Source organism: Planobispora longispora (assembly GCF_016863135.1).
GTDB lineage: Bacteria > Actinomycetota > Actinomycetes > Streptosporangiales > Streptosporangiaceae > Planobispora > Planobispora longispora.
Map to the genome: position 1 here is coordinate 41,699 of NZ_BOOH01000065.1, position 25,551 is coordinate 67,249.

The window sequence follows — 25,551 nt, forward strand, 5'->3', positions numbered from 1 at the left end:
GAGGTCCATCTCACTCCTTTTCGAACACGGGGAGGCGGCGGCCGTCGCCGACGGGACGCCAGGTCAGCCGGACGGGCTCGTCGCAGCGCCAGTCGTCCGGCGCGGCGCCGACCAGGTTGGTCAGCAGGACCGGGCCCTCGGCCAGCCGCACCCGGGCCACGACGTAGGGCGCCTGCGGCTCCGGGAACGGGGAACGGTGCACGACCGTGAAGGAGTCGACGACGCCCCTGCCCGCGGACTCCGTCCAGGTCAGGTCCGTCGAACCGCAGGCGGCGCAGAGCGCGCGCGGGTAGTGCTGCGCGCGGCGGCAGGCCCCGCACCTCTGCAGCAGCAGGCTCCCCCGGCGGGTGGCCTCCCACCACGGCGCGGTGATCTCGTCGGCCGGGATCGTCACCGGTCCACCCCCAGCAGCACGGTGGCGTGGGTCGAGAAGACGCCGCCGGTGCCGTGGGCCAGCGCGACCTCCGCGCCGGGGACCTGGCGGTCGCCGCACTCGCCGCGGAGCTGGCGCACCGCCTCCACCAGCAGCAGCAGGCCGTACATGCCGGGATGGCAGTAGGACAGGCCGCCGCCGTTGGTGTTGAGCGGGAAGGCCCCGCCCGGCCGGATGCGGCCGCCGCCCACGAAGCCCGCCGCCTCGCCCGGCCCGCAGAAACCCAGCCCTTCCAGGGTCATCAGCACGGTGATGGTGAAGGAGTCGTACACCTCGGCGACGTCGACGTCCCCGGGGCCGAGCCCGGCCATCGCGAAGGCCCTGCGGCCCGAGCCGATCGAGCCGGGCCGGAGCAGGTCGTCCGGGGCGGCCATGCCGGCGTTGGTCGTCGACTCGCCGTAGCCGAGCACGACGACCGGGTCCGGGCGCAGGTCGCGGGCGCGTTCCAGCGACGTCAGCACGATCGCGCCGCCGCCGTCGGTGACCAGGCAGCAGTCGGCCGCGGTCAGCGGCGACGACACCATGGGCGCGGCCAGCACCTCGTCCACGGTGAGGGGGCCCGCGCCGTACCGGAAGGCCGCGGGGTTGCGCAGCGCCCACTCGCGCGCGGCGACCGCGATCTCGGCCAGGTGCTCCCGCCGCGCGCCGTGCACGTGCAGGTAGCGCTGGGCGGCCATCGCGTAGTGCGACAGCGGGAACAGCGGGCCGTACGGCGTCTCGAACTGGGCCTGGGGCGTGTGCGTCTCCGCCGCCCCGGCGAGCGACCGGGACCGGGCGCTGCGCTGGTCGGAGCCGTGGGAGATCAGCACGGTCGAGCACTGCCCGGCCCCGATGGCCTGCGCGGCCCGTGCCACGTACATCTCGAAGGCCGAACCCCCGGCGAACGTGGAGTCCGTCCAAGCGGGCTCGATCCCGAGGTACTCGGCCACCTGGGCGGCCGAGAAGCGGGACGCCCCCGCCGTGGCCAGGCCGTCCACGTCCGCGAGGCAGAGACCGGCGTCGGCCAGCGCCCGGGTGACGGCCTGGGCCTGCAGGTGCAGGATCGACTTGCCCGTCGCCCCGAGGTCGGACTCGGCGGCTCCGACGACGGCCACGGCCGTGCTCACCGCCACCGCCCCCTCTCCCGGCCCGCCCCTCCGGCACGATCCCGCTCCGGTCTCCCGACCCGCCCTCTCCCCCGGCCCGCGATCCGATTCCTCCGGCTCGTCATCGGACCGCCACCGTGGCCCCGGCCGGGGCGACGGCGACACGCCCGTCGCCGGCCACCTCGACCCTCTGCTCCACGATCAGCACGCCGTCCTCCGCCGCGGTGACCCGCCCGGTGCAGCGCACGGTCTCACCGGCGAACACCATGCTCCGGAAGCGGAGGCGCAGCCGGAGGATCCGGGCCCGGGGGCCGAGCCAGTCCTGGAGCTGCTCGGCCAGGAGCGCCCCGAAGACCTGGCCGTCGACGACCGGGGCGGGCAGCCCCCTGGCCGCCGCGTAGCCGGGGTCGTAGTGGAGCCGGTGCCAGTCCCAGGTCGCCCCGGCGTAAGCGATCATGTCGGGCAGCTCGATCCGCCGCTCCAGCGCCGGCACCTCGGCGCCGGCCTCCGGCATGACGCCCCCGGCGGCACGGGGATCGGGGTCTCCTCGTCTCTCCGTCACGGCGCCTCCAGGGGAACGTGGATCAGGGTCTCCTCGTTGACGGCCAGCAGGTGACCGTGCTGGTTGACGTAGGTGGCGCGGGAGGTCACGAAGAGCTTCCCGGCCTTCTCGGTGACCTCCTCGACGCGCCAGGTGACGGTGATCACGTCGGACGGCCGGACCGGCCGGTGGAACTCGTAGGCGTTGCCGCCCCGCACCAGCCGCGTGCCCGGGACGTCGAGACGCCAGGAGTGCCCCGCGAAGCCGTCCCCGTCCCGGGGCAGCCCGGCGTACTGGTTGCTCTCGCAGATCAGGGTGGGCGGGGCGACGATCCCGTCGTGGCCGTGCGCCCGCGCGTGGGCGTCGTCGGTGTAGAGCGGGTTGTCGTCGCCGACCGCCAGCGCGAAGTAGCGGATCGCGGCCCGGCCGAGCTCCTCGGGGGCGGTGTAGGACGCCTCCCGGCCGACCAGCGCCCTGATCCCGGCGGTGAGCGGGCTCACGGGAACACCGCCGTGGGCACGACCTCGATCAGGAACTCCGGGCGCAGCAGCGCCGAGCAGACCACCGAGGTCAGCGCGGCCCGGCCGCCGAAATGGCTCGCGCGGATCCCGGCGAGCTTCCCGTAGTCCGCGGCCCCCGCCGGGGTGACGTACTCCACCAGGCGCACCACCGCGTCACCGGCCAGACCCGCCTCGCGCAGCACGGCGCCGATCGCGGCGTAGACGTGCTCCGCCTGGGCGGGCAGGTCGCCCTCGGAGACGGCCCGCCGGGTCTGCGGATCCAGCGCGCCGAACCCCGACATGAACAGCGTGTTCCCCGCGGCGACACCCGGGACGTAGGTCAGGGTCTCGTACCGCCGCCAGCCGGGGTTGACCGCGCGCGGCGGACGCCGGGAGGCGAGCGCGTCGAGCCAGACCGCCGCGCCCGGGACCGGCGGCCGGTCGACGAGGATGCCCGCCGCGGCGGGGTGGACCGGCCGCCCGTCCGCGCCGGCGCCGCCGAGCAGTTCCCTGCGGGGGCGTCCGCAGCGCGGATACTCGGCGCGGGTGGCCGTGGCGGTGTAGTCGGTCGTCCGCACCAGCGCCTCCAATCCCGTTCCCGCCCCCCGGAGCAGCTCTGCGGCGACCTCCAGGCACGAGCGGTACTGCTCCGGGAAGCCCGCAGAGAGGTCGGCGGGGAGGATCCCGGGCAGGTACACGACCTCGTCGGCGACCGTGACCACGCCGCCGCCGGTCGCGATCCGCTCACCGCCGCCCGGGTGGGCGGTCACCTCGACCGCGACCGCGGCCCCGGTCTCCAGCAGTCCCTCGACGGTCACGGTGGAGACCGTCACCCCGGCGGGACGCGCCCCCGCGGAGACGGCCGCCGGGTCCGTGACGTACTCCACGATCTGGACGATGTCGCCCTCCCCGAACCCGGCCGCCGCCAGGGCCGACCGGGCGCGGGTGTGCGCCTCCTCGGCCGTGGCGCCGGTCACGGCGGACAGGCGCGCGGTGCCGTGCGCGACGGATACGGTCATCCCTCAGCTCCTCCGAATCTCCCGGGACGGGTCGGGTCACGCGCCGTCTCCGGGGCAATCGCGTCACGCGCCGTCCAGGGGCGGGCCGGGTCACGCGTTGTCCGGGGGCGGGCCGTGTCATGCGCGGGGCTCCCCCGCCGTGTGCGCCGCCAGCTCCGCCGTCAGCGGCCCCAGCGCGGGCAGCCCGGCGAGGCCGAGGATCCGTTCGACCGCCCGCTCGCTCAGGCCGTTGGCGAGAGCCTTGCGCAGGGCCAGGCCGGGGGTGCCGGGGTCGTCCGGACCGCCCGTGCCGCGCGGCGCCTCGGCCACGGTCCGCGTCCCGTCGGCGAACCGCACGCGCAGCCGTCCCGGCCGGTCGGCGGCGACGCCGGGACCGGGCACGACCTCGTGCCGGACCCGCCCGGCCAGCCCGGCCACCTCCGGGCGGCCGACGTCCCGGTAGGTGCGGACGGTGACCTCGCCGTCGACGATCATCGCGGCGACGCTCCACGGCAGGCTGAACTTCGCCTCGTACGGCGTGCGCGGCCCGGCCTTCCCCGCCCCGCAGACGATCGGCGCGGCGTCCGGATGGACCTCGGCCACGATCTCCTCGATCTCCCCGGCGCGCCCGGCCAGCTCCCTGGCGGCGTCGAGGCAGGCGTGCGCGAGCTGGCAGGCGGGGTACGGCTTGATCGTGATCCGGGTGACCTCCCAGCGCTCGCCCAGCCCCGCGACCGGATCCGTGCCGGGCGGCCGCCCGAGCAGCGCGCCGTACAGGCCGTGCTCGCCCTCCAGCACGCCGGCGGGGCCGGTGGCGCCGGCGCGCGCGAGGCGGGCGGCGAGGATCCCGGCGTGCGCGGCGAAGCCGGGATGGAGCTGCTTGGTGGACGCCCCGGTGCGCAGGGACTCCAGCAGCCCTCCGGCCTGGCTCCCGGCGATGCCGAGGGCGTGCCCGGTCAGGCCCGGGTCCAGGCCGTACAGCCGGGCGGCGACCAGGGCGGCGGCGAACACCCCGCACACCGAGGTGGCGTGCAGGCCGCGGGCGTGGAAGCCGTGCGGCGCGGCGGCGCCCAGGCGGCAGATCGTCTCGTAGCCGGCCAGGGCGGCGGTCAGCGTCTCGGCCCCGCTCGCCCCGGTCTCCTCCCCCACCGCCAGCGCCACGGGCAGCACCGGCGCGGTGGCGTGGACCAGCCCGCCCGCGTGGGTGTCGTCGAAGTCGAGGGTGTGCACCAGCGCTCCGCCGGCCAGGGCGGCGGCGGGCGCGCCGACCCGCAGGGAGGTGCCGATGACGGTCGCCTCCGGCGGCCCGCCCAGGCCGCGCGCCACCTCCACGGCGGGGATGTCCGCTCCGGCGGCCACCGCGCAGCCCAGGCCGTCCATCAGGTGGCGGAGCGCGGCGTCGCGGGCCCGCTCCGGGACCCGGTCCAGGGTGAGCCCGATTCCCCATTCGGCCAGCGTCGCGGCGGCCGTCACGGCCGTCTCCCCCGCCGCCCGGACGCGCCCGTCGCCGCCGGCTCTCTCCCATCCCGGGGCGCCGTCACCGCGGCGCTCCGAACGCGCCGGCCGCCGCCAGCCTCTCGACCTTGTCCGGCGGGTAGCCCAGCAGGCCGCGCACGATCTCGTCGACGTGCTCGCCGCGCCGGGGCGCCCGCCGGTACGGCGCCGTCCCGTCGCCCACCCGCACCGGCGAGGCGAGCTGGCGCACGGTCCCGTACCGGGGATGCGCGGTCTCCACCACCAGGCCCCGGGCGGCCGTGTGCTCCTCGGCGAGCGCCTGCCGCACGCCGTTGACCGGTCCGCAGGGCACGCCCGCCGGGGAGAGCTCGGACAGCCACTCGGCCACGGTCCGGGTGCGGAAGACCGCGGCCAGCCGGGGCAGCAGCCGGCCGGCGTTGCGGCGGCGGTCGGCGAAGGTGGCGTAACCGGGGTCGCCGGCGAACTCCGGGCCGAGGATCGCGGCCAGCCGCCGCCAGAACTTCTCCTTCGCGCAGCCGACGACCAGCCAGCCGTCCGCGGCCTCGAAGTTCTGGAACGGCACCAGCGACGGGTGCGCCGAGTCCGGCGTCCGGGCGGGCTCGTAGCCGGTGTTCAGCGCCCAGGTGCCGACGTAGGTCAGCATGCCGATCGCGGTGTCGTACAGCGACAGGTCGCAGTCGCCGCCCGCCCCGTCCCGGCGGGCGGCGTGCACCCCGGCCAGCAGCGCGACGGCCGCGACGAGCCCGCCGGAGTAGTCGACCAGCGACAGGCCGGACTTGGCGGGCGGGCCGTCCGGATCGCCGGTGAGGTCCATCCACCCGGCCAGGCCCTGGAGGATGTAGTCGTAGCCGGGCTCTCCGGAGCGCGGGCCCGTCATGCCGAAGCCGGTGAGCGAGCAGCAGACGATCCGCGGGTTCAGGCGCGCCAGGTCCGCGTAGGTGATCCGCATCTTGGCGGGCACGTCGCCGCGGAGGTTGGAGTAGACCGCGTCGGCGTGCCGCACCAGGTCCTCGAAGACCTCCCGGCCCGCCGGGACGCCCAGGTCCAGGGAGATCGACTTCTTGTTCCGGTTGAACGTCTCGAAGAACAGCGAGTCCTCGTCCTCGGCGTACGGCGGGACGTAGCGGCCCACGTCGCCGCCCGCCCGGGGATCCTCGACCTTGATGATCTCGGCTCCGAGGTCGGCCAGGTGGAGCGAGCCGAACGGGCCGGCGCCGTACTGCTCCAGGCTGACGACCCGGACGTCCTCCAGGGGTCTCATGCGGTCAGCTCCCCGATGAGGGCGACGAGGGCGATGGCGCGGTCCGCGCGGCCCGGCGCGTCGCGGCCAGGACGCCCGCCACCAGCACCGCCTCGCCGATGTTCCCGGCGATCGGCACCCGGGCCGCCAGGGCGGACACGGCCATCATGACCAGGGCGGCGGCCAGCAGCCACGGGAAGCCCGTGGCGGCCAGCAGCAGGGCGCCGACGGCCAGCAGGCCGAGGCAGGTCAGGACCGCCGCCACCGGCGGCCCGGGCGGTGCGGCGGTGTTGACGTAGCGCAGGGTGTCGGCCCAGCGCTCGGGCTCCGGGACGACGCCGAAGACGTCGAAGGACGCGTCGTAGGCGATCAACGCCGACGCGACCGCCCAGACGGCGACGGCGGCGGCGGGCCGCGCGGCCCAGGCGATCGACGCCCGGCGCAGCATCGACAGTCCCCACACCAGCAGCAGCGGGGGCAGCAGGGCGTGCCCGGCGAACCGCGGCAGGTTCAGCGCCCGCAGCAGCTCGCCCTCCCCGATCCACCGTCCCGCGCCGATGACCGCGTTGTCGTAGACGAGCACCGCCGTCAGCAGGGCCGGGATGAGGTCCGCCGTCCCGCGCCGCGCGGCCGGCGCCCGGGCGAATCCGACCAGGAAGGCGAGCTGGATCATCCCGATGAGAAGGAACGACACCGAGAACACGGGGGCTCCTCGGGGGTGGGGACGGCACGTCCAACATGGCCGGATGTTTCCTATGTTGTAACACTGTCTCTTTAAAGGAAACAAGAAGACGCCGAGCTCCGCGTACCTGCCCAGGCAGTCGCAGAACGCCTCGATCGACTCCAGCGGGCGCTCGCCCCCGTAGCCCAGCACGGTCATGCGCGGCAGCGTGTCCGGGTAGCGTCCCTGCTCGGCGCAGACCTCGTCCAGCAGGGCGATCTGGCGACGCCCGTGGGAGAATCCATGTCCGGTCCGCACCGGCCCGGACGGCGAAGGAGAAGAATGTTCGCGATCTCCCTGGGTGACGACGGCGCGGAGCTGCGCCCGCTGGAGCCGTGGCGGGCCGAGGAGTTCCTGAGCCACATGGACCGGGGCAGGGACTTCATCGGGCGGCACATCGCGCTCCCGGACGCCGTCACGGATCTGGAGTCGAGCCGCTCGTTCCTCCAGGCGTACGCGGAGAAGGCCGCCGCCGACACCGGGCGGATCTACGGCATCTGGACGGACGGCAGGCTGGTCGGCGGGGTCCTCTTCCGGACGATGGACGTCGCGCACGGCGTCGCGGAGGCCGGCTGCTGGCTGGAGCCGTCGGCGGCGGGCAGGGGCCTGGTGACCAGGGCCGCGCGTGTGATCATCGATTGGGCCGTCGAGGAGCGGGGCGTCCACCGCGTGGAGTGGGTGGTCGCGACGGCGAACGAGGCCAGCATCGCCGTGGCCCGGCGGCTCGGGATGACGAAGGACGGCGTGCTGCGGGAGAGCTACCCCTACCGGGGGAAGCGGCACGACATGGAGGTCTGGTCGGTGCTCGCGCCGGAGTGGCGGGCGGGCCGCCGGGCGTCGGAGAAGTCCCGGGCGCAGTCCTGACCGCCGGCGGCCGGACCCCTCCGGGCGCGGAAACTCGATGGACGGGACGGCCCCGGTGATGGAATAGTCCCGCCGTGACCGCGACCACGCCCTCCTCCACGCCCGTCCCGCTGGCCGGCGGACTCGTCCTGCGACAGGCGGGGCCGGCGGATCTCGATCAGATCGGCGCGCTCCTCGCCGAGCGCGGCGAACCGGCCGACACCCTCGACCACCGGCTGGTCGTCACGGATCCCGAGGCCGGCTGGCCCGCCTGCGCCGTGGTCGTCGACGGCGACCGGGTCGTCTCCACCGCGACGCTCCTGGACGAAGAAGTGCGCGTCGGCGGCGTCCGCCTGCCGGCCGGCCAGGTCGAGCTGGTGGCCACCGACCGCGAATACGAGGGGCGCGGGCTCGTACGGGCGCTCATGCGATGGGCGCACGAACGCTCCGCCGCCCGCGGCCACGTCATCCAGGCGATGATCGGAATCCCGTACTTCTACCGGCTGTTCGGCTACGAGTACGCCGTCGACATACCTCCGGCGCTGGCCGTGCGCACCCCGCCGCCCGGCGAGGGGACGCCCGCGCTCCGCGCCGCCCGGCCCTCCGACGTCCCCGCCATGGCGGCTCTGCAGGAGGCGACCCAGGACCGGTTCGACGTGGCCATGCCGCACTCGGCCGCGTGCTGGCGGTGGCTGCTGGCCCACGAGTCGAGCACCCTGTGGGTCCTCGAGCACTCCGAGACCGTCATCGCCGCCGGCCGCGCCACGCCCCCCGACGACGAGATCCTCCTGGCCGAAGCCGCCGCGCTCGACGAGGCGGCCGCGAGGGACCTGCTCCGCGGCGTCGCCGCGCTGGCGCCCGGCGGTCAGGTGCGGGTCGTCCACCGGGCCGGCACCGTGACCGCCGCCGCCTGGCGGGACCTCCTCGACCACGAACCGCGCAAGAACGCCGAGCAGTACTACATCCGCATCCCGGACGTCGCGGCGCTGCTCGACCGGCTGCGGCCGCTGCTCTGGCACCGCCTCACCGCGGCCGGCCTGGATCGCACCGGCCGTGACATCGTCGTCTCCACCTTCGGCGCCCACTACCGGATCCCGGTCCGCGCCGACGGCCTCGGCGAGGTCGTCACCGGCGGCGCGATGCAGGGGCCCGGAGCCGTGGGAGGCGCCGGAGTGGCACCCGACTACCTGCCCGCCCTGCTCTTCGGCCCGCACGGGATCGAAGGGCTGACCCGGATCCGGCCCGACGTCTACGCCGGGGACGAGGAGCTGTTCCGGACGCTGTTCCCGCCGCTCACCGCCGACGTGCTCAGCTACTACCTGCCGTACTGACAGGCCCGGCCGGGACCGCGTCTTCCACCCCGCACCCCCTCCCGGCCGTGCCCGCCCGATCCCTCGGCTCATCCGTCCTGGGCGAGGCCGATGAACTCGGTCCGTCCCAGGAAGAACGCCGCCTTCACGTTGTCGGGGCCGACCAAGTCCCGGATCTCGATCGCGGCCCGGCCCGAGGTCCCGTATCCGACCGGGACGTCCTCCGGGACCAGCGCGCCCAGGTCGGGGTGGCTCCGGGCGAGCTCCAGGAACTCGGCCGTGAGCAGGTCGATCACGCCCTCCTGGAGGATCTGGGGGTCGGCCGCCGCGTCCGCCCCCTCCACGTAGCGGGGGTGGGCCAGGCGGTGCAGCAGCTCGTGGAGCATGGTCCGGCAGAGGTACGGCCGCCACGCCTCCCGCGGCCCCCACTCCGCGCCGGGCAGCAGGTCGGGGATGTAGATCCAGCCGGTGTAGCCGCTCCTGTGCGCGGGGGTGCGGCCCAGCATCTCACCGACCAGCCCGGCCAGTCCGGCCGGCCCGGCGTCGTCGGCCAGCCACGTCAACAGCAGGTCGTCCAGCGCCTGGCGGTCGTCGTCCCGGGTGTGGTCGTATCCGGCGGCGTCCAGGGCGGAGCCGTGGGACGGATCACGGCCGATCAGGTGCACCTCGCGACGGAGGAACTCCAGGCGGGTGCCGTCGTCGTCGGGCCGGGCGCTCGCGCCGATGACGCTCTCGTCGAAGGCGAATCCCTCGTTGAGGGGCCCTTGGACGCGGGCGCCGGCGAACAGGCCGGTGTCATCGCGCACGAAGGACTGGATGGACCGGGCGGTGTGCTCGATCCACGCCGGGTCCTCCATCTCCACCGGTCCGGCCGCCCACCAGGCGCGCCGCCCGGCCAGCCGGTCGGTCAGCACGGGGAGCACGGCCAGGGTCAGCGTCTCGGGGGCGAACGGGCCGGGGGCCGGAACCCGCGGAGGTCCGTAGATCTCGGCCAGCCGCGCCAGCGCCGGAGCGGTGGGCATCGGCAGGGCCGCGGGGAGGGCGGCCTCCAGCCAGCCGCTCAAAGTGAGGATCTCGTACACGAAACGCCGGTCGGAGGTGCCGGGGTCGAAGCGGCGGTCCCGGACCAGGTCCACGAGGAGGGAGGAGGCCCGCAGGCCGTCGAACCCGGGACCGGCCGCCGCGGCGTTGCGGACCAGCAGGTCCAGGCCGTGCAGGATCCATCGCTGAGCGGGCGGGTCGTAGGCGGCGACGTCGATCCAGCGGGACGGGTACTCCTCGCCCGCCTCCCCCCGCAGCTCCGCCTCCAGGGAACGGAAGGCGTGCTCGGCGCCCTCCCGGGAGAGCAGGTCGTCCAGTCCGGGCTCGGCGCCGGTGATCGGGCCGGGCCCGGTGGGCACGGCGTCGCGTTTGGTCTTGACGAGGGACATGTGGGCTCCGATCCCTACTGGCCGGTGGACTTGGTTTCCAGGCCGACGAGCTTGGTCTCGCCGAGGAAGTAGGCGGCCTTGATGTTGTCTATGGACACCTCGTTGGCGATCAGCTGGGCCTTCGCTCCCGCATCGCCGTAACCGGGTGTCAGCTGGCCTGGATGCGGACCCTGCCTGGCCTCCTCCTCGGTCACCCCCTCACCGAGGATGATCTGGCGGACCTGCGGGTTTCTCTGCACTTCGGCGATGAGCCTGGTGAAGACCTCCACGGTGAGCACTTCGGTGAAGCCTTCGAGGGGAATCTGCCTGCGGTCGGCCTTGACCGCCAGGAGGTTCTCGTGCGTGAGAGCGTGCAGGAACTCGTGGATCAGGGTGCGGGCCCGCTTCCACCGGAAGTCGATCCGGGAGGACACCTCCGGGTTGTGGTACCACGGCTGGATCATGATCTTGCCCCCGCCGTGCGCGCAGCAGGCGGTGAGCTGGCTGACCACCTTGAGGCGCTTCCTGAAGTCCTCAAGGCCGAGCAGGTGGTCGTAGATGCGCTGGAGCAGCTTCTTGTCCTGGGGCCGGGCCGGGTTGTAGTTCGCCTCCACGAAGGGGCTGCCGTACTTCGCGCTCCAGCCGACGAGCTCACCCCGGTTGCGGAGCCACCCGAGCAGCTCCGCGTCGTCGCCGGGCTTGCTCTCCGTGCTCACCAGCTCGTTGCTGTAGGTCCAGTTCTTGTAGTACGGGCTCTCGGTGGCGGAGAGAAGGAACTCGCCGAACTGTTCCTTCATGAACTTCTGGATGAAGTTCCCGATCGTTCCGATGTCCTCCATTTTGTGGGGTTCCGTGAAATTTCCTGATCTGGTGCGCCAGACCCGGTGCTCGCCGTCGACCACGTCGCTCAGGTTCTTGATCATCTTTTCCGCCAGGACCCTCGGCTTGAGGTCCCCGATCTGCCTCTCCGGCCCCCGGCCGGGGTTGTAGAGCCCGAACAGCCACGCTCTCGTCCGCTGGTCCGGAACGGTGAGGTCGGCCAGCAGCTTTCCGCCCATCAGGCCGCTGATCTGGAGGACCTGCGTCACGAGCCCCTGTTTGGACACGGCCATGGACATCCTGACCTGTTTCCCGGCCGTCTTGATCAGGCGCTGGACGATGGCCTCGGGCTTGACCCCCAGCCTCTGGAGGGTCCTGTAGTTGTCGGCGATGAGACACAGCGCCTGCATCAGCCACCGCGCCATGGCGGGATCGCCGTCGCCCACCGCCGTCATGAACCTGCGGCCGATCGGGACGTTCCTCCCCAGGATCTGCCTCACCTTCTCATCGATGAAGTCTCCCTCCTCACCCGGTTTCAGGCGCGCGATCGGGGTGTAGTCCACGATGAGACGCATCCCGCGGACGTCATGCTGGAACGGCGCTTCGACCGTGGCCAGCTGGGCCAGTTCCTCGAAGTCCCTGAGGACGTCGCCGACCGCCTCCTCACCGCGGGGAACGAGGATCTGACCGGTCTGGCGGCCCGACTCCCCCGACTCCCCCGACTCCTCCTCCCTGATGATGGCCTCGATCGCCTTCTCGACGTGGGGGTCGAGCACCTGACCGGGCCGGCCGACCGGCTCCCCCCGCTTCTCCTCGATGCGGGGGACGGGCACCTGACCGGGCCGGCCGACCGGTTTCTCCCGCTTCTCCTCGACCCGGGGGAGGACCTGCGGAATCGGACGTTCGAGCACGTGTCCGCCACGGGGGCGGAAGCCCCCGCCCGACGCGGGCTTGACCTCCCCCTGGACCGCCGGCCGGGTAGTGGTCGTGACGGTGTTCTGCGCCGAGGGCGGCGGCGTGGTGCCCTGCGCGGCGGGCTGCTTGGGCTTCTTCGGCTTCTTCTTGAAGAGCGAGGGCGTCTTGAACTTGGGCTGGAGCTTGCGGGATTCCATGGATCACCTCACACGGGAGCGGGCGGGGGCCGCCGGTCCGCACGCGGGCGGACCGGCGGTGTCGCGAGGTCAGCCGGCGCGGTACGCGAGGACCAGGCCGACGTTGATCAGGGCTTCCCGCTCGCCGTCCACGGTCAGCCGCCACTCCCCGGCCCGCAGGCCGGGAATGCGCAGCGCCTTCCCGTCGTCGATGAGCTGCCCGTTGAGGCGCAGCCGGGCCGATCCCCAGTCGGCCGTCTCGTACCGCGCGTACAACCCGGTGATCTCGGCCCCGATCATGTCGGCGAACATCTCCGGCACGATCGGCAGCACCAGGTCGCCGCCCTCGGTGAACGCCTGCCACTGCTCGGGGAACTCGCCGGCCACGTCGACGTACCGCGCCGCCGGGTACGGCCGCCGCATCCCGCGCACCGCGTTGGCGAACACGTCCCCGCCCTGCTCGGCGGTGTACTTGACCACCAGGGTCACGTCGAACAGGTCGTACGGCCGCCGGCCGGTGATCTCCATGCGCCACGTCGAGACCGCCCCGGTGCCCTCGAACGGCAGGTAGCGCTCGTCGTCGAAGCGCAGCTCGAACAGGCCGTTGTTGTCGCGGTGCTGTTCGAGGTCCGACAGGGCGATCTGTTGGCCGGGACGCCAGTCCGACCGGACCGACGCGGGCGCGTCCCCCTTGGCGTCGAGCAGGTAGCGCACCGCCCTGGCGTCGGCGCCGAGCACCGTCTTGTGGCCGGTCTGGGTGAGCACGGCGTTGACCTCGATCGGCCCCTCCGGCCCGTCGAACACGACCGAGACGGTCTTGATGCGCCGCCGGTAGTGCCCGGGGAAGTCCCGGTCGAACAGTTCCTCGGTCAGCGCGAACTCGCAGCGGCCGTCGTTCTTCAGCGCGAGCACCGCGAGCGGGTCGAGCTGGAGCAGGGAGATCCGCTTGGTGATCTCCAGGCCGCGGGTGTCGGAGGAGGCGTAGGCCTCGCCGAGGCGTTCGACGTCGAGCGCCAGGGCCTCTCCGGCCAGCAGGCCGTTGCGGCGGCTCTCCCAGTAGACCGGCTGGATGTACGACTCCGACACGCCCCGCTCGTACTGGTAGGCGCGCTCGGCCGCCTTGGCGATCTCGTGGGCCATGCCGTAGGAGGCGAAGTACATCGTCGCCAGGCGGCCCGCCTTCCAGCGGTACAGCTCGGCGTTGCTGAACTTGCCGGTGAGGAAGGTGGCCACGGCCTCCAGGTCGGCGATCTCCTGATCGACGATCTCCAGTTCGCGCCGGGCGGCGGCCAGGCCGGCCTTGGCGGCGCTGACCTGGTGGCCCAGTTCACGCTGGTCGGCCTTGGCCAGCATGACCTGGTAGTTCCACTCTCCCTCCTGGCGTTCCTGCTCGACGCGGGCGCCGTACAGCTCGCCGAGGACGCTGAAGGCCTCGCCGAACGTCTGGGAGATGTCGGAGCCGACGTCCAGGACCTTGCCGACCTGCTCACCGCCGATCATGGTGCCCAGGATGAACGGGCCGGCCAGGATCTGCGGGGCGGCGTACGCGAGGGCGGCGCCGATCTTCAGGCCGGCGGAGGTGAAGTGCGCGTTGACGCCGTCGGTCATGGCGCGGATCTGGGACTGCTGGAGCGGGGTGAGGCCGATCGCGATGAGGTTCTCGTAGTGCTTCTGCCGCGCCGCGGCGGCCTCGAGAGACGCCTCGAGCTGGGCGAGGTTCTCCGCGGACGCCTCGGCCTGGGCCTCGCGGACGGCCCGCATCATCTGCCGGATGTTGCCCTCCTGCCGGGTCTGCAGCAGGGTCAGCTCCTCGGCGTCGCGGCGTTCGAGCACGCCCAGGAGCTCGCCGCCGAAGCCGCGCAGCCGGTCGGTCAGGTCCTGCGCCCTGCGGTACAGGAAGCCGAACCGGTGGTGCGGGACCGGCGCCGACAGCCCGGCCGTGACCTGGTCGGGGGTCAGCCCGGCCGCGGCGCCCCTGACCAGGGCCATCACGTCGGCGGGCGGCTCGAACAGGGGCAGCGGGCGGCTGACGCCCATGATGTCGAGGGAGGCCCTGATCTTGCGGAGCCGGTCCTCGACGCGGTCCCAGTAGTCACCCAGCACCGTGTTGCCGGGGATGAAGAAGTAGCCGTCGCCCACGCTGCGGTGGATGGCGCCCATGCCGTCGAGCAGGGTGCCGCCGGCGGTGAGGATCCCGGCCTGCGGGTCGGCGCCCTCGCCCTCCTCCTCGGTTTCCGCCGAATCGAGTTCGTCGTAGCTCCTCACCGCGGACAGCCGGCGCGGGCCGGCGCTCCGCGGGCGCTTGCCGAGCAGGTCGTACGCCAGGATGTAGAGCATCCTGGCCTCGTCGAGGCTCTCCGTCGTGTACTGGCGGAACAGCAGGTCGCCCCAGTCGAGCACGTTGTCGACGTAGGCCATCACGACGGCCCTGCGGTAGGCGGCCGGGCGCAGCTCCGCGATGGCGTGCGGGTCGAACGGGTCGTCCCGGTAGGCCTTCAGGAGCGCGTCGTGGTCGCCCATCAGGTCGTACTGACGGCGCAGCCGGGCGATCATGCCGATCTTCTCGCGGAGCCGGTCCTCGCCCTCGAACGGGCGGACCCGCTCGGCCAGGCCGTCGAGGAGGTCCAGGTCGGCGGGGGAGGCCGGGCGGGCGTGCTCGAAGACGGGGGCCAGGGACTCGAGGTCGGTCAGGATCGGGCCCAGGCTCTGGCCGACGGCCGGGGGCAGGTTCTCCAGGTCGGCCCGGCATCCGGCGACCAGCGCCCGCAGGTCGATCGCGAGGAAGGGCAGGAACCGCCAGTAGCGGTCCTGCTCGGTCGGGTCGAAGACGTACTCGTACCAGGTCTTGGCGTCGGCGAAGCGCTGGGCGGCGTTGAGCGCCTGGGCGATGAGCAGCGGCGCGTGGAAGAAGATCTCCCAGTAGTAGCGGCCGTTGGCGCTCTGGAAGTCCAGGTGGGTGCTGACCGGCACCCCCGCGACGTCGGGCTGCACCTTGATCGTGGTGGAGTCCTCCGTCGCGGTGGCGGCGTCCCCCGTCTCGGCGGCGGAGTCCTCCGTCGCGGTTCTGAAGGAGGGCAGCTCGTCGATCTCCTGGGTCTCCGGGGCCAGCAGCGCGGGCACGCCGCCGACCAGGAGCCTGCGGTTGAGCTCGAACGCCGTGCTGGAGGTCAGCCGTACGACCTCGTGCGGCAGGGCGGCGTATTCGTAGGGCCGGTGCAGGACGCCGGTCTTGGGATGGACGGCGTACTCGCCGCCGAGGAAGAGCAACAGCTCCGACTCGGTGTCCAGCACGCCGGTGTAGGTGGTGGCGAAGTCGGGCGGCAGCGAACGCCAGTTGCCCTCGATCGGGGTGAAGGCTCCCAGTGTCGAGGGTTCCTGGGCGGCGGGGATGAGGGTGTACTCCTCCCCGCTGAGGATGTAGCGCTGGTCGCCGCGCTGGAAGGCGGCGTCGACGGCGCGCGGCAGCGCCTTCGGGTAGCCGGCGTCGGCGATCAGCGGGACGGTGTCGCCGTCGAGCGTGTAGCGGTAGTACTCCAGGCCGCTGGTCAGGAACAGGCGGTCGCCGGACAGGTAGGCCGCGTCGACCTTCCCGGTCGTGTTGAGCACCGTGGCGATCTTCCCGAGCGGGCGGGTCGGGTGCCGGGTGGCGTCGGCGCCCACGGTGAAGGTGTCCTCGCCGAAGAAGTACGGCGTGCCGTTCACGTCGGCCGCCGCCCGGATCGCCGTGGGCAGGTTGTCGGGGTTGTCCTTGAGCTCCCGCGTGTAGCTCTCCGCCGGGTCGTCGGTCACGATCTTCGCGTACATGTCGCCGAAGATCAGGAACAGCGTGGCGCCCCGGACCAGCACGGCCTGCACACGGGTCCTGGCCGGGAGCTCCCACCTGTCGCGCACCCGGCCGGACTGGCTCACGCCCGTCGCCAGGTCGCGCCGGACGTAGTCCATGCCCTTGATGAAGTACTCGCCGCCGTCCCACGTGAACACCGCGTCGATCGAGGCCCAGCGCGGGATGTCCTCGTCGTTGGCGTCGATCTTCTTCGGGTAGCCCGGGTCCATCTCCCCGTCCATCAGGCGTCCCCGGTAGCGGTAGTACTCGCCGCCGCTGAACACGTAGGTGGACTCGCCGCGCACCAGCACCGCGTCGACCCGGCCGGTGGTGGCCAGTTCCCCGCCGGGCACGTTGCCCCAGCGGGCCGCGGTGGGCTCACCGGTCGTCCCCACCGGGCCGGTCCGCTCGACGGCCAGGAACCGCCCGCCCCCCTGGTCGGTGAAGAAGTAGCGGGTGCCGCCGCGTTCGAAGGCGGCGTCGATGCGCTCCCATGCGGGCAGCCGGTGGCCGTTGTCCTTGAGCTCCAGCACCGGCGGGTCCTGCCCGGGGTCGGCGATGACCGGGCGGACCAGGAAGCTGCCGCCCTTGTGGTCGACGCTGAACCAGGGCCCGTCGGCCGACTCGACCGGCATGTTGAACTGGACCACCCCGCCGACCTCCTCGGCGAAGACCTTGCCGGCGTCGATCGGCTTGCCGGGCCGCGCGGGCGTGTCGATCGGGAGGGCGTACAGCTCGGGGGTGAGCACGAACGACGAGGCGTGCTCCGTCTCCCCGATCCCGTACGAGCAGGACACCACGATCGAGTCGTGCGTGCCCGAGTCCGGGACGGTCGCCGAGGCCCGCACGAACAGGCCCTCGACGGTGATCAGGCCGTCGTGCAGCGGACCGGGCGGCAGCGTCTGCGGGGCGACCCACTCGCGGTTGAGGTTCTGGAAGGAGTACAGGATCCGCACCCGGTGCTTGGGCGGCGGCGCGGAGACGTTCTGCTTGTCGCCGTCCGTCGTGGTGGTGATGACGGTCTTGCCGGTGTCGGGCGCGACCGCCTCCACGAGGCTCCAGAAGACGAAGACCCGGCCGAAGGCGTGCACGGGGTCGACGCGGTCGGCGTCGATCTGCACGTCGACCCGCTCCCACGGCTCCCAGCTCGCCGACAGGCGCTCGCCGTCGCGGAACTCGGCCTCCCGGAAGTACCAGCGGCGCGGATCGGTGCGGGTGCGGCCGAACAGGACGAGCTGGCGGGTGCCGTCGGCGTCGTCGTCGGCCCGGTAGACGTAGGCTCCGGCGATGGCCAGCCGGCTGACCTCGGTGTACTCGTCGAGGTAGCGCTTGTAGGCGCGCTGGACCGTGTCGGCGGTGATCTCGCCCTGGAGGAGGTCGTCCTCCAGGTCCTTGAACGCCGGTGTCCTGGTGTCGCGCAGCTCGGGGCGGAGATAGTTCTCCGGATAGAGGAAGACCTTCCGGTTGGCCTCCCAGATCCGGTAGTTCTTCAGCCACCGCCACCAGGTGCGCAGCTCCGGCCTGACGTCCTCCTCCTGGTCCTGCGGGGACAGTTCCTCCAGGTCCAGGAGGTAGCGGTGCAGGTACAGCTGGGTGGCCGCGATGGCCTCCCGCACCCGTGAGGTGGTGCCCTCGCGGCCCATCTCGACGTCGATCAGGGCGTGCTCGTAGATCTCGGCGGCGGTGGCCAGCTCGGGGTGCAGGTGCAGCACCGCCGGGATCAGCGCGTCGCGCTTGAGCACGTTGAGGTCTCCCCGGGCGAGCGGGACCGCCGCCTCGGGCAGCAGGGCCGCGAGGGTGTCGGCGGTGGCGCCGTACAGCGCCGACGGACCGGCGCCCATCCTGGCGGCGACCGAGAACAGCCGGGTGAGCTTGAGCAGGAACTCGATCTCGAACCGGTCCTCCTCGGCGGGGAACTCGGTGATCAGGCCCGCGTTGCGTTTGACCCAGCGCAGCTCGTCGGGGTCCCACGGGAACAGCTCGCACAGCCGCTCGTACGGCTCCGCCGCGCCCCTGGCCAGCAGCTCGGCCAGGCCGGGATGGCGCCGGTTGAGGTCGGCGAAGGCGACGATGGTGTGCATGTCGGTCAGGCGGTAGTCGGCCGTGTCGGACCAGCGGTGCCGGAAGAGCTGCGGGAAGGTGCGGTCGAGCACGTCCAGGCGGCCGGAGTAGCGGACGTACCGGTCGTCCTTGACCAGGTAGGCGGCCTCGCCCAGGGTGAAGGCGCCGGTGACGCCCTCCTCGAAGGGCTGCGGCAGGTCACCCCAGTCGTCCTTGATCGTACGCGGGTAGCCCTGTTCGACGAGGTCGAGCCTGCCGGACGGGTAGCGGATGTACTGGTCGCCGGAGAAGGCGTACAGCTCGCCCCTGCGCCCGACGAACGCGGCGTCGATGACCGGGACGGTCGCGAACACGTTGCGGATGCGGCCGAACCGGGCGGTGACGGAGTCGGCGGCGCCGTCGACGGTGAAGCGGTCGCCCTTGAAGAAGTAGACCTTGCCGTCCTTCAGGAAGGCGGCGTCGACGCCGTCCTCGAACTCGGGCGGGAGGGCTCCCCAGTCTCCCTCGATCGTCCGGGGGTAGCCCTCGTCGACGTAGAGGTAGTCGGCGCCGGTGTAGCGGACGTACTGGTCGCCGGAGAAGAGGAAGGTGTGCCGGTCGCGGACCAGGGCGGCGTCGACCTTCTTCCGGTCGGCGATCGTGTTGCGCACCCTGCCCAGCAGGCCGATCGGGTACGTGGCGGTCCGCGACGCCGAGACGGCGTGCACGAGGGGGCCGGTGACCAGGTGGGCGGTGCGGCCGTTCGCCACCGCAGCGCCGACGCCGTGGGCGGCGGCCGCCTCGTCGAAGGACTCGGGCAGCCCGGCGAAGGCCGCCTCCCTGCGCAGCTCGCGCACGATGGGCTTGGGGTAGCCGGGATCGATGTACCGGTACTGCGGGCCGGTGTAGCGGACGTACCGGTCGCCGCCGAACAGGTAGGTGTGGCCGCCGAAGACCACCGCCGCGTCGACGGCCGCGCCGAACGGGTTGACCGAACGGCCCCAGCGGTCGCGGATCCGGGCGGGCTCGGTGAAGGCGCCGCCGGTGTAGGTGATGAAGGTGCCGGTGAAGAAGAAGTGGGTCGCCCCGTCGGCCCCGGTGAAGGCGGTCTTCAGCCGGTCTCCGGCCGTGACGGTGAAGCCGCGCCAGATGCGTTCGATCGGCCGCGGGTGGGACCACATGCCGGTGGCCTCGCTGAACTGCACGCAGCGGTGCCGGCTGAGCAGCAGCATCGTCCGGCCCTCGAACAGCACCGCGTCGGGCATGGGGAACCCGTCGGGCACCTTCCAGAACGTCTCGTCGGTCAGCGCCGGGTAGCCGGGGTCGGGGCGCCGGTAGGGGCCCTCGTCGCCGGTGTAGACCAGGTGGCGCATCATGCCGTCGGATCCGGGGCGCTCGAACAGGTACGTCGTGCCGTTGCGGTGGTAGGCCAGCGCGACGCTGGTCAGCCCGCCCCAGTGCTCGGCGATGGGCTTCGGCTCGCCCTCGACGACGTCGGCCGAGTCGCCGTAGACGACGAACTGGTCCCCGCTGAACAGGTAGGTCTTCCCGTCCCGCCCCACGAACGCGGCGTCGACCGCGTTGTCCTGGTAGATCGTGTTGCGCGGGCGGCCCCACTCCTCGTCGAGCGGGTAGTCCTTGCCGATGGCCGTGTTGAAGCACATCGGGCCCTTGAACAGGTAGGTGTTGCCGTCGGCGCCGGTCAGCACGGCGTCGAGGCCCTCGCGGTAGCCGGCCGGGACGGTGCGCAGCGCCGGCGGCCGTACCGGCTCGCCGTGCTCGGGGCCGTCCAGGGCGTGCTGCCGCCGCCAGCCCTGGGCGGTCTGCACCATGACCGAGCCGTGGTCGACGTAGGCGGCGGTGATGCCGGGCAGCTCGTAGGACCGGTAGAGGCCGTCGGAGACGGCGTGCCACTGGCCGCCGCGGAACAGGTAGACGGTGCGCCGGTCGGCGAACGCCGCGTCCACCCCGTCGAGGGTGACCTTCAGCGCCCCCAGGCGGGGCTCCTTGTCCAGCTCCGACAGGGCCCGCGGGTAGCCGTCCTCGATCGCCCCGTAGTCGTGGTCGCGGTAACGGACGTACTGGGAGCCTGCGAACAGGTACGTGTAGGTGCGGGTGACGTCGGCGCCGTCGATCTTCTCGGTCACGTCCGTGACCAGGGTGGCGTCGACCCGGCCGGTGCGCTGGATCGTGTTGACGACGTTGCCCCAGAAGTTCGCGGTGGCCGCCGGGTAGCGGTCGTCGATCTCGGTGTAGTCGGCGGTGGAGTAGCGCACGTACCGGTCGCCGGAGAAGATGTAGGTCTTGCCGTCCTTGCCGACGAACGCGGCGTCGACGTGGTCGAAGTCGGACGGGATGCTGTCCCAGCGCTCGCGCAGGTCCCTGGGCTCCGACCACCAGCGGTGCCGGTTGTCGAAGACGGCGAACCGGCCGCCGCTGAACAGGAAGGTCTGGTTGTCGCGGCCGGTGAAGACCGCGTCGACACCGGTGAACGCCTCGGGCAGGTTCAGCCAGTTCTCCGCCAGCGGCTTGGGGAAGCCCTCGTCGGGCCTGGTGTAGTCGCGGGTGGAGTAGCGCACGTAGAACGGGGTGTCGTCGCCGTGGATCCGGATGCGGTCGCCGGCGCGGCGGATGGTCAGCACGATGCCGCCCTCGGCGCTCACCTGCCACTCGGGCGAGACGCCGGTCACCGCGGCGGCCGGGCCGACGACCACGCCGTGGTCCGCCAGGCGGCGGCGCAGCGCGGGTGAGCAGGTCCCCTCGGCCAGCCCGGTCCCGTAGTCGGCGGGCAGGTCGAGGATCAGTCCCACCGGGCCGAACAGGTGGGCCGAGCCGTCCATCACGAACGCGGCGTCGACCCGGTCGAGCCCGCCCCAGTCACCGGCGACGGCGCGCGGGTATCCGAGGTCGACGACGGAGTAGTCGGCGCTGGAGTAGCGGATGTAGCGGTCGCCGCTGAACAGGTAGGTCTTGCCGTCGAGCCCGACGAACGCGGCGTCGACCCGGCCCTCGGTCAGCACGTCGGCCGCCAGGCCCCACCTCTCGACGGTCGGCGTCACGCCGGTGGAGGGCGTCTCGGCCGCGCCGCCGGGCGCGGGGAGGGCGACGGTCTTGCCGTCCTTGAACAGGTGGAGGGTGCCGGAGCCGTCCTCGAAGGCCGCCTCGACGCCGCCCTCGAACTCGACCGGCACGTCCTGCCGCCACGTCTCGATGCGCCGCGGGTACCCCTCGGCCACCCGGACGCCGTCGTTCTCCGGGTTGTCGGTGTAGCGCACCACCTGGTTGCCGGAGAACAGCAGGTAGCCTCCGGCGTCGGCGTAGGCGGCGTCGACGCGCTCGGCGCCGTCGAAGGCGTTGCGCAGGCGTCCCCACCGTTCGGTCAGCGGCTGCTCGCTCGTCCCGTCGAAGGCGCGTTCGCCGGACAGGACGTACGTGCGGCCGTCGTGGCCGTGGAAGACGGCGTCGACCGCGTCGCGGAAGGCCTCGGGGAGCGGGGCCTCGCCCTGCCACCACTCGGTGATCGCCCTCGGATAGCCCTCGTCGGCGTAGGTGTAGTCGTCGCCGGAGTAGCGCAGGTACTGGTCGCCGGCGAACAGGTGGGTGCGGCCCTCGGGGTCGACGTAGGCGCCGTCGATCTTCTTGGGGGCGGCGAAGTTGTTGCGCACCCTGCCCCAGTCCTGCTCCCTCGGCGCCCAGCGGGTGCCGCCGGGCTCGCGGGTGAAGCACAGCGAGACGTGGCTGTGGCCCCGGCCGACGATCCACTCGGTGCCGTCGGGCATGGTGAAGGCCGCGTCGACGGCGGACAGGCTGCCGAAGTGCGGTGACAGCTCGGCCAGCGGTTTCGTCCGGGGGTCGGTCAGGGCCAGGGTCCGGGCGGAGTAGGTCCAGTAGACGTTGTCGTGGAAGACGTAGATCAGGCCGTCGTGGCCGGTCAGCAGCGCGTCGAAGCGGTCGTGGCCGGGCGGCAGGGCCAGCGGCTCGGGGAACTTGCCGCTCAGGTCCTGGTCGCGGAAGGCCACGGTGACCTCGTCGGCGTCCATGCCGAGCTTGGCGGCCAGCCGGGCGAAGCGGCGCATCCGCCGGTAGACCCGACGGAAGCCCGCCCCGGCCGCACTCCGTGAGTCCGCCCCGGCTGTACTCCGCGAGTCCGCCCCGGCTGCGCCGTCGCCGAGCGCGGGCGCCACCAGCACGTCGAGCGCGCCGGGCGCCACGGCCGCGCCGATCGCCTCGACGACCGGGCCGGGCACGCCGAACACGTCCTGGAGCAGGGCGAGCACGGTGCCGTGCTGGAGCCCGGCCAGCTCGCCGAGGGCGCCGGTCAGCTCGGCGACGGCCGCCGACTGCTCCTTGGCCACCGCGTGCAGCAGGAAGAAGACGTCCTTGGCGTAGTCGTCGACGCCGGGCAGGGTGAAGTCGACCGCGCTGGTGACGGTGCGGAAGTAGGCCAGCCGGTTCTCGGGCACGTCGAGGGTCCCGGTCAGGTGCCCGGCGGTGACGAGCATCGCGACCAGGCGGGAGCGCTCGTCGTCGTCGAAGCCGAGCTCGGTGAGGGCGTCGAGGTCGAGGCGGTACGGCGCCCGCGCCCGCATGATGCCCGAGATGCGCTCGAAGACCAGCGCCCCGTCCCCGCCCGTGAAGCCCTCCCCCAGGTCGAGGGTGCCCTCGGCGTCGTCGAACTCGTGGCGCACCTCCTCCCTGATCCGGCCCTTGTCGAGGGCCTCGCCCTCCAGCCGCTTGAGCACCCGGGCGGCCATGGCCTCGTCGGCCAGGCCCGCGAAGTCGTCGGGGCTGATCAGGTGCATCTCGGCCTTGGCCGCCGCGAGCTGGGCCTTCATCGCCGCCAGCACGATGCGCCGTACCGGGTGGAACTCCAGGGCGATGCCGAGCTCCGCGAGGTCGAGCGCGGCCAGAGCGGCCTTGTCCCGGTAGACGCCCTCGGCGTCGACGACGCCGTTGAAGCGCAGGGTCTCGGTGAGCGCGGCGAACTGCTCGGCCGTCAGCTTCAGCTCGCCGAAGGCGGCCGGGTCGAGCGGGATCCGGGCCGCCCGGTAGCCTTCGACCCGGCCCTTGAGCAGGGCCAGCACGGCGGGTGCGACGTCGTCGAGGGGCGCGTCGACGCGGAAGCCGGCCCGCTGCCCGGGGTCGGCGAACATCTCGGGGTCGAGGACCTCGCCCTCCTCGCTGAGGTAGCCGTTGTGCACCAGGTTGTCGTAGAGCTCGGCGCGGTCGGCCTCGGTGAGCCGCGGCAGCGCGGCGGCCAGGTCGGAGGGGTAGAAGGCGTCCCCCAGCGCGGCGATGGCGCCGAACAGGGTCTCCCGGTGCGCGGAGAAGTCCCCGGCCAGGGTCAGCGCGGCGGGCAGGTCCTCGGAGGCGAGCAGCCCGTCGGCCTGGATGACGCCCCGGATGACGAGGTTGGTGAAGATCTTGCCGGTGAGCCGGTCGCCCAGGCCGAGGCCCAGGAAGTCGCCCTCGGTCAGCACGGCGAGACGGCCGACGGCGTGGTGGGCGGCGCTGGGCACGGCGGCCGGGTCGATCCGGAGCAGGCGCGGGTCGTGCGGGGACACCACGCCGTCGGGGTAGGCGGTCAGCGCCTCGTACAGGACCCGCGAGGCCCGCTCGTCGAACCGGTCGGAGACGAAGCTCCCGGGGGTCAGCGCCACGTCGGCGAAATGTTCGGCGATCCCGGCGATGACCTGGGCCTGCTCCTCCTCCGACTCGGGGGTGGCCGGTTCGCCGAGGATGGCGGTGAGGTCCTCGGCGGCGAAGCCCCACGTGCGCATCCAGGCCACGACCTCGAACACCGTCTGGGCCAGCCAGAGCGAGGCGGCCGGGTTCTCGTCGGTCTCGAGCAGGCGGTGGACGTCGCCCGTCCCGCCGTCGAGCACCGGCAGCACCGGGAAGGTCGAGCGGCGCTCGATGGCCGGGTCGGCCTCCAGCGCGGCCAGCACGGTGAACAGCTCCTCGACGGACATGCCCAGGGCGCCGGTCAGCCGGGCCACCCGGTTGAGCACGACCAGCCCCGGACGGCCGATGCCCCGGTCGAACGGGCTCTCCTCCAGCGGGCCCGCGTAGCGCGCGCGGAGGCGGCGGACCACCTCTACGATCTCCTTCTCCGGCAGGTTGATGTGACGCGCCAGGTCACGGCGGTAGGGACGGTTCTGCGGCGCGAGGATGTCACCGGCGGGGAAGGGACCGTCCTTGATCTTGTTGGGCAGCGTCCGGGTGATGAGCGCCTCGATCAGGTCGAACGGCGCGTCGTGGGTGCGGTGCAGGTGGACCGCGGCGGCCACCGCGCGCAGCGTGACCGGGTGCAGCCCGATGGAGAGGCCGGCGGCCACCCGGTCGAGGTCGGTGAACGACAGCCCCGTCCCGCGGGCCAGCCGGACGAAACGGTGGGTGCGGTCGAACCACTCGTGGGGCGGATCGTCGGGCGGGTCGTCGGGAGAATCGCCGCTGTCGCGCAGCACGAGCCTGCGGCCGTCGGCGCTGATGTCGACCACGGCTCCCTGGTGCACCCAGAACCCGCTCCTGGAACGCTCCAGCTTCGGATCCTGGTACAGCAGCTCGTACAGTTCCGCACCGGTCAGCGAGGTCGCGGCCAGGAACCGGTCGACGTCGCACAGCGCGGAGACCGGTTCCGCGGGCTCCGCGGGTTCCCCGCCCCGCGCGGGTTTCCCCGGCTTCAGGCCGTACGCCTCGGCCAGGGAGGCGGCGTCGGGGCGCGGGACGGAGAGGAGGTCGACGTCCTCCGTGGTCAGGCCGAGGTAGTCGCGGGTCACCCGGTCGGGATCGACTCTCGCGGCGAAGAGCAGGGAGAACTCGACCGGGTCGACGCCCAGGTACTTCAGGTAGGTGGTGAACCGCGCGGCGTCCAGCGAGAAGGGCAGGCCGTGCGGGTGCTTGAACGTCTTCAGCCGGTCGTACGGCTTCTCGCCCACCAGGGCTTCGAGCACCTCGTTGACGACGTCGAGGTAGGGCAGCGCGGTGAAGGTGTTGTCCGCGTCGAGCTTGACCTTCCCGATGTCCGGCCGGCGCCGCAGCAGGGAGACGTCGTGGAAGGTCTTCTGCAGGAAGGTGAGCAGGTCGGCCAGATAGGCCGCCGGCGAGTAGACGGAGCGGGCCTCATCCCCCGCCCGCAGGTCGAGATGCCCGAAGAGACGTTCGTGACTCGGTAACGAGGCGTCGCTGCGCATGCGGGAGATCCCTCCGTGAATGGGCCCCC

At 72.9% G+C, this 25,551-nt stretch carries 13 protein-coding genes; 2 read left to right on the forward strand and 11 right to left on the reverse strand.

Annotated elements, in window-relative coordinates:
• Positions 1-10: 10 nt before the first annotated feature.
• The 8 genes from Plo01_RS36145 to Plo01_RS36180 all read right to left on the reverse strand — a co-directional run bounded on the left by Plo01_RS36145 (position 11) and on the right by Plo01_RS36180 (position 7,252).
• Complete coding sequence (locus Plo01_RS36145) at positions 11-394, reverse strand: Zn-ribbon domain-containing OB-fold protein (RefSeq protein ID WP_239317747.1); 384 nt, start codon at positions 392-394, stop codon at positions 11-13.
• A complete protein-coding gene (locus Plo01_RS36150) occupies positions 391-1,545 on the reverse strand; it encodes an acetyl-CoA acetyltransferase (RefSeq protein WP_239317750.1) in 1,155 nt (384 codons plus the stop codon). The genes Plo01_RS36145 and Plo01_RS36150 overlap by 4 nt, the downstream gene beginning before the upstream one ends.
• A 94-nt stretch (positions 1,546-1,639) precedes the next feature.
• Entirely contained in the window at positions 1,640-2,080 is a 441-nt protein-coding gene (locus Plo01_RS36155) for a MaoC/PaaZ C-terminal domain-containing protein (RefSeq protein ID WP_239317753.1), read from the reverse strand.
• Positions 2,077-2,559 (reverse strand): MaoC family dehydratase, encoded by a 483-nt coding sequence (locus Plo01_RS36160; protein WP_203895276.1) that lies wholly within the window; start codon positions 2,557-2,559, stop codon positions 2,077-2,079. The genes Plo01_RS36155 and Plo01_RS36160 overlap by 4 nt, the downstream gene beginning before the upstream one ends.
• Positions 2,556-3,578 carry a RidA family protein gene (locus tag Plo01_RS36165; protein WP_203895277.1) on the reverse strand — a complete coding sequence of 341 codons (1,023 nt, stop codon included), beginning with the start codon at positions 3,576-3,578 and terminating at the stop codon, positions 2,556-2,558. The genes Plo01_RS36160 and Plo01_RS36165 overlap by 4 nt, the downstream gene beginning before the upstream one ends.
• A 117-nt stretch (positions 3,579-3,695) precedes the next feature.
• Positions 3,696-5,030 (reverse strand): MmgE/PrpD family protein, encoded by a 1,335-nt coding sequence (locus Plo01_RS36170; RefSeq protein ID WP_239317756.1) that lies wholly within the window; start codon positions 5,028-5,030, stop codon positions 3,696-3,698.
• A 64-nt stretch (positions 5,031-5,094) separates the two neighbouring features.
• Positions 5,095-6,294, reverse strand: a complete 1,200-nt coding sequence (locus Plo01_RS36175) for a CaiB/BaiF CoA transferase family protein (RefSeq protein WP_203895278.1) — start codon at positions 6,292-6,294, stop codon at positions 5,095-5,097.
• Positions 6,295-6,298: 4 nt separating this feature from the next.
• Positions 6,299-7,252, reverse strand: a complete 954-nt coding sequence (locus Plo01_RS36180; protein ID WP_203895279.1) for a hypothetical protein — start codon at positions 7,250-7,252, stop codon at positions 6,299-6,301.
• A gap of 24 nt (positions 7,253-7,276) precedes the next feature.
• Here Plo01_RS36180 and Plo01_RS36185 point away from each other — a divergent pair, with 24 nt between their 5' ends.
• Positions 7,277-7,858, forward strand: coding sequence for a GNAT family N-acetyltransferase (locus tag Plo01_RS36185; protein ID WP_203895280.1), 582 nt, complete (start codon positions 7,277-7,279; stop codon positions 7,856-7,858).
• A 74-nt stretch (positions 7,859-7,932) separates the two neighbouring features.
• On the forward strand, positions 7,933-9,168 hold the full coding sequence (locus Plo01_RS36190) for a GNAT family N-acetyltransferase (protein ID WP_203895281.1): 1,236 nt from the start codon (positions 7,933-7,935) through the stop codon (positions 9,166-9,168).
• A gap of 68 nt (positions 9,169-9,236) precedes the next feature.
• On the opposite strand, the gene Plo01_RS36195 is transcribed toward Plo01_RS36190, so the two are convergent.
• From Plo01_RS36195 to Plo01_RS36205, 3 genes are all read right to left on the reverse strand, one after another.
• Positions 9,237-10,577 (reverse strand): hypothetical protein, encoded by a 1,341-nt coding sequence (locus Plo01_RS36195; protein ID WP_203895282.1) that lies wholly within the window; start codon positions 10,575-10,577, stop codon positions 9,237-9,239.
• A 14-nt stretch (positions 10,578-10,591) separates the two neighbouring features.
• Positions 10,592-12,487 (reverse strand): hypothetical protein, encoded by a 1,896-nt coding sequence (locus Plo01_RS36200; RefSeq protein WP_203895283.1) that lies wholly within the window; start codon positions 12,485-12,487, stop codon positions 10,592-10,594.
• A gap of 69 nt (positions 12,488-12,556) precedes the next feature.
• Positions 12,557-25,522, reverse strand: coding sequence for a hemopexin repeat-containing protein (locus Plo01_RS36205; protein ID WP_203895284.1), 12,966 nt, complete (start codon positions 25,520-25,522; stop codon positions 12,557-12,559).
• Positions 25,523-25,551: the final 29 nt, after the last annotated feature.

Bases quoted from the DNA above. Each gene is read 5' to 3' on its own strand.
- Plo01_RS36185 (WP_203895280.1), top strand. From the start codon at position 7,277: ATGTTCGCGATCTCCCTGGGTGACGACGGCGCGGAGCTGCGCCCGCTG.
- Plo01_RS36205 (WP_203895284.1), bottom strand. From the start codon at position 25,522: ATGCGCAGCGACGCCTCGTTACCGAGTCACGAACGTCTCTTCGGGCAT.
- Plo01_RS36175 (WP_203895278.1), bottom strand. From the start codon at position 6,294: ATGAGACCCCTGGAGGACGTCCGGGTCGTCAGCCTGGAGCAGTACGGC.
- Plo01_RS36165 (WP_203895277.1), bottom strand. From the start codon at position 3,578: ATGACCGTATCCGTCGCGCACGGCACCGCGCGCCTGTCCGCCGTGACC.
- Plo01_RS36195 (WP_203895282.1), bottom strand. From the start codon at position 10,577: ATGTCCCTCGTCAAGACCAAACGCGACGCCGTGCCCACCGGGCCCGGC.
- Plo01_RS36200 (WP_203895283.1), bottom strand. From the start codon at position 12,487: ATGGAATCCCGCAAGCTCCAGCCCAAGTTCAAGACGCCCTCGCTCTTC.